Below are 4,577 nucleotides of genomic sequence, written 5' to 3'. Positions count from 1 at the left end.
CGTCGGCCGAGCGGGCCAGCAGCGCGGCGGTGCCGACCGCGCCGTAGACCTCCACACCCGCGAACGCGGCCGTGCCCAGCACGTGGTCGAAGTGCGGGTGGGTCAGCACCACGTGGGTGACCGGCAGGCCGAAGCGGTCGCCCACCTGGCGCCGCACGTCGGCGCCGTCCCGCAACGTGGCGCCGGTGTCGACGACCAGCACCCCGCGGGTGCCGGCGACGGCCCCGACGGTCTCGTCCCAGCCGGGCGTGCGGCGCCGCACGACACCCGGCGCGAGCTCTTCCCACACGGCGTCCATGGGGCCGACGCTAGTGCCCCGGCGGGTACCGCGCCCACCGCGGCGGCGGGGCTCGCGGTACGGTCGGTCCGGCCGCCCTTGCCCGCGCGGCGGCAGCCGGTCGTACACTGGCTCGGGAAGGTTGGCACTCCCGGCCTCGGAGTGCCAGGGTCGGGAGCCGCCCGATCCTCGGGGGCAGCCGGATCAGCACCGATCAGCGCAGTCGCCGAAGACCCATGCAGGAACGTCCGGACGGAGGTGCACGATGCTCAGCGAACGCAGGCTGGAAGTGCTGCGCGCCATCGTGCAGGACTACGTGGGAACCGAGGAGCCGGTCGGCTCCAAGGCGCTCACCGAGCGGCACAACCTGCAGGTGTCACCGGCCACCGTGCGCAACGACATGGCCGCCCTGGAGGAGGAGGGCTTCATCGCCCAGCCGCACACCAGCGCGGGCCGCATCCCGACGGACAAGGGCTACCGGCTCTTCGTCGACAAGCTGGCGGGCGTGAAACCGCTGTCCTCGCCGGAGCGCCGCGCGATCCAGAACTTCCTCGACGGCGCCGTCGACCTCGACGACGTGGTGGGCCGCACGGTGCGGCTGCTGGCGCAGCTCACCCGGCAGGTCGCCGTCGTGCAGTACCCCTCGCTGACCCGGTCCACGGTCCGGCACGTCGAGCTGCTGGCGCTCGCGCCGGCCCGGCTGATGCTGGTGCTGATCACCGACACCGGCCGCGTCGAGCAGCGCCTCGTCGACTGCCCGCACCCCATCGGGGACGCGTCCGTGGCCGATCTGCGCGCCCGGCTGAACAGCCGGGTGGTGGGCCAGCGCTTCACCGAGGTCCCGCAACTGGTGCAGGACCTGCCCGAGTCCTTCGACGCGGAGGACCGGGGCACGGTCTCGGTGGTGCTGTCCACGCTGCTGGAGACGCTCGTGGAGGAGACCGAGGAACGGTTGATGATCGGCGGTACCGCCAACATCACCCGCTTCGGTCCGGACTTCCCGCTGACCATCCGGCCGGTGCTGGAGGCCCTGGAGGAGCAGGTCGTCCTGCTGAAACTGCTGGGCGAGGCCAAGGACCCGGGCATGACCGTGCGCATCGGTCACGAGAACGCCCACGAAGGACTTAATTCCACTTCGGTGGTCTCCGTCGGCTACGGTTCCGGCGGCGAGGCGGTCGCCAAACTCGGCGTGGTCGGACCGACCCGCATGGACTACCCCGGAACGATGGGAGCGGTACGCGCAGTGGCACGTTACGTCGGACAGATCCTCGCGGAGTCATAGTGGCGACGGACTACTACGCGGTCCTCGGCGTGCAGCGGGACGCCTCGCAGGACGAGATCAAGAAGGCCTTCCGCCGGCTGGCCCGCGAACTGCACCCGGACGTCAACCCGGACCCGAAGACGCAGGAGCGCTTCAAGGAGATCAACAACGCCTACGAGGTGCTGTCGGATCCGCAGAAGAAGCAGGTCTACGACCTCGGCGGGGATCCGGGCGGGGCCGGCGGAGCCGGCTTCGGAGCGGGTGGCTTCGGCAACTTCTCCGACATCATGGACGCCTTCTTCGGCACGGCCTCGCAGCGCGGACCGCGCTCGCGGACCCGCCGGGGACAGGACGCGATGATCCGCCTGGACATCGACCTGGAGGAGGCCGCGTTCGGCACCACCAAGGAGATCCAGGTCGACACCGCGACGGTGTGCGGCGGGTGCAGCGGCGAGGGCGCCGCGCCCGGCACCTCGGCGCAGACCTGCGACATGTGCCGCGGCCGGGGTGAGGTGTCGCAGGTCACGCGTTCCTTCCTGGGCCAGGTCATGACGTCGCGGCCGTGCCCGCAGTGCCAGGGCTTCGGCACGGTCGTGCCCACCCCGTGCCCGGAGTGCGCGGGTGACGGGCGGGTCCGGTCGCGGCGCAGCCTGACGGTGAAGATCCCCGCCGGCGTCGACAACGGCACCCGCATCCAACTGGCAGGCGAGGGTGAGGTCGGCCCGGGCGGCGGTCCGGCCGGTGACCTCTACGTGGAGATCCACGAGAACCCGCACGGCGTCTTCCAGCGCCGGGGCGACGACCTGCACTGCACGGTCACCATCCCGATGACTGCGGCGTCACTGGGCACCCAGTGCCCGCTGGACACGCTGGACGGGGTCGAGGACATCGACATCCGTCCCGGCACCCAGTCGGGCCAGTCCATCCCGCTGCACGGCCGCGGTGTCACGCACCTGCGCGGCGGCGGACGGGGCGACCTGATCGTGCACGTCGAGGTGATGACGCCCTCGAAGCTGGACGCCGAGCAGGAGGAACTGCTGCGGCGGCTGGCGAAGCTGCGCGGCGAGGAGCGTCCCACGGGTCAGTTCCAGCCCGGCCAGCAGGGCCTGTTCTCCCGGCTGAAGGACGCGTTCAACGGCCGCTGAGCCCTTGGCGTCCTCCTCACCGGGCGGCCCGCGGCGCACCGCCGCGGACCGCCCGGGGCCCGGCCGCGGGTGCGTGGCAGGATGAGGACATGTCCTCCGTCCTGACCACGCTGTCCGAGCATCCCGTCGTGCAGGCCCCCATGGCGGGCGGCGCCTCCTGCCCGGAGCTGGCCGCGGCCGTGTGCGAGTCGGGCGGCCTCGGCTTTCTCGCCGCCGGATACAAGACGCCGGAGGCCATGTACGAGGAGATGAAACAGCTGCGCGGCCTCACCTCCCGCCCGTTCGGGGTGAACCTCTTCATGCCGCAGCCGTCCACCGGCCCCGGCAGCGACACCACCGCGGCCGTGGAGGTTTACCGCGAGCAGCTCGCCGGGGAGGCCGCCTGGTACGAGACCCCGCTGGGTGATCCCGAGCAGGGCGGCGACGACGCCTACGAGGGAAAGCTCGCCATCCTCTACGACGACCCGGTGCCGGTGGTGTCGTTCACCTTCGGCTGCCCGTCCCGCCAGGTGCTGGAGAACTTCACCAAGGCGGGCACCTTCACCGTCGTCACCGTCACCTCCGTCGCCGAGGCGCAGGCCGCCGAGTGGTCGGGCGCCGACGCCGTCTGCGTACAGGGCATCGAGGCCGGCGGCCACCAGGGCACCCACCGCGACCACACGCAGGCCGAGGGGCTCGGCTCCGGAGTCGGGCTGCTCTCCCTGGTGACCCAGGTCGGCGAGGCGGTACGGCTGCCGATGATCGCGGCCGGCGGCCTGATGCGCGGCGGGCAGATCGCCGCTGTGCTGGCCGCGGGGGCCGCAGCCGCGCAGCTCGGCACGGCCTTCCTGGTCTGTCCTGAGTCGGGCGCCAACGTCCTCCACAAGCAGGCCATGACCAGTCCGCTGTTCACCCGCACCGAGCTGACCCGGGCGTTCTCCGGCCGACCGGCACGCGGCCTGGTGAACCGGTTCATGCGGGAGCACGGCCCGTACGCGCCGGCCGCCTATCCGCAGGTCCACCACCTCACCGCGCCGCTGCGCAAGGCGGCGGCGAAGGCCGAGGACCCGCAGGGCATGGCGCTGTGGGCCGGGCAGGGCCACCGGCTGGTGCGGGAGCTGCCGGCCGGTCAGCTGGTCGGTGTGCTGGCTGCCGAGCTGGCGGTCGCCCGTGACGAGCTGGCCGGGCAGGACGCCTCGTGACGGCTCCGGTCTTCGTGGTCCCGCCGGAGCGGCTGGCCGCCGGCACCGTGCTCGTGGACGGCCCGGAGGGCCGCCACGCGGTGTCGGTGCGCAGGCTCAGGGCCGGCGAGCAGGTGGTGCTGACGGACGGCGCCGGCACCGGCGGGCACGGCACGGTCAGCTCCGTCGAGGGCAAGGACCGGTTGGAGGTGACGGTCACCGAGATCCGTACCGAGCCCCTGCCGCGACCGCGGATCACCGTGGTGCAGGCGCTGCCCAAGGGCGACCGCGGTGAGCTGGCCGTGGAGATGATGACGGAGACGGGCGTGGACGCGGTGGTGCCCTGGGCGGCTTCGCGCTGCGTCACCCAGTGGCGGGGCGAGCGGGCCGCCAAGTCGCTGGCCAAGTGGCGCGCTACGGCCCGCGAAGCCGGCAAGCAGTCGCGCCGGCTGCGCTTCCCGGCGGTCGGTGAGCTCGCCGACACCCGGGCGGTGACCGCGCTGCTCGGCGCCGCGGACTTCGCCGCGGTGCTGCACGAGGAGGGCAGTCGCCCGCTCGCCGAGGCCGAACTTCCAGACGCCGGCGAGGTGGTGCTGGTGGTGGGCCCGGAAGGCGGCGTCTCACAGGCCGAGTTGGCCGCGTTCGAGGAGGCCGGTGCGCATCCCTACCGGCTCGGGCCCAGCGTGCTGCGCACCTCCACCGCGGGCACCGCCGCCGCCGCGCTGCTGCTGGGC

Annotated in this window: 5 protein-coding genes; 4 read left to right on the top strand and 1 reads right to left on the bottom strand. The window is 73.0% G+C overall.

What is annotated here, in order from left to right; translation table 11 throughout:
* Positions 1-298 (bottom strand): MBL fold metallo-hydrolase (locus ACYVE9_RS16460; RefSeq protein WP_461028615.1); only part of this gene is annotated, 298 nt, incomplete at its 3' end.
* A 244-nt stretch (positions 299-542) separates the two neighbouring features.
* Here ACYVE9_RS16460 and hrcA point away from each other — a divergent pair.
* The 4 genes from hrcA to ACYVE9_RS16440 form a co-directional block, all read left to right on the top strand.
* The gene (gene hrcA / locus ACYVE9_RS16455) at positions 543-1,559 is read left to right on the top strand and encodes a heat-inducible transcriptional repressor HrcA (protein WP_461028614.1); all 1,017 of its coding nucleotides are present in this window, start codon (positions 543-545) and stop codon (positions 1,557-1,559) included.
* Positions 1,559-2,683 (top strand): molecular chaperone DnaJ, encoded by a 1,125-nt coding sequence (dnaJ, locus tag ACYVE9_RS16450; protein ID WP_461028613.1) that lies wholly within the window; start codon positions 1,559-1,561, stop codon positions 2,681-2,683. The genes hrcA and dnaJ overlap by 1 nt, the downstream gene beginning before the upstream one ends.
* An 89-nt stretch (positions 2,684-2,772) precedes the next feature.
* Positions 2,773-3,864: a nitronate monooxygenase gene (locus ACYVE9_RS16445; protein ID WP_461028612.1), complete on the top strand. Its 1,092-nt coding sequence runs from the start codon at positions 2,773-2,775 to the stop codon at positions 3,862-3,864.
* Positions 3,861-4,577: 16S rRNA (uracil(1498)-N(3))-methyltransferase (locus ACYVE9_RS16440; protein WP_461028611.1), on the top strand; the 717-nt coding region annotated here is incomplete at its 3' end. The genes ACYVE9_RS16445 and ACYVE9_RS16440, both read left to right, overlap by 4 nt.

It is taken from the genome of Streptomyces sparsus (assembly GCF_054776295.1).
This window is presented reverse-complemented; position numbering and strand designations above follow the sequence as displayed.

Coding starts and splice junctions, on each gene's coding strand:
- hrcA (WP_461028614.1), top strand. CDS start 543: ATGCTCAGCGAACGCAGGCTGGAAGTGCTGCGCGCCATCGTGCAGGAC.
- ACYVE9_RS16445 (WP_461028612.1), top strand. CDS start 2,773: ATGTCCTCCGTCCTGACCACGCTGTCCGAGCATCCCGTCGTGCAGGCC.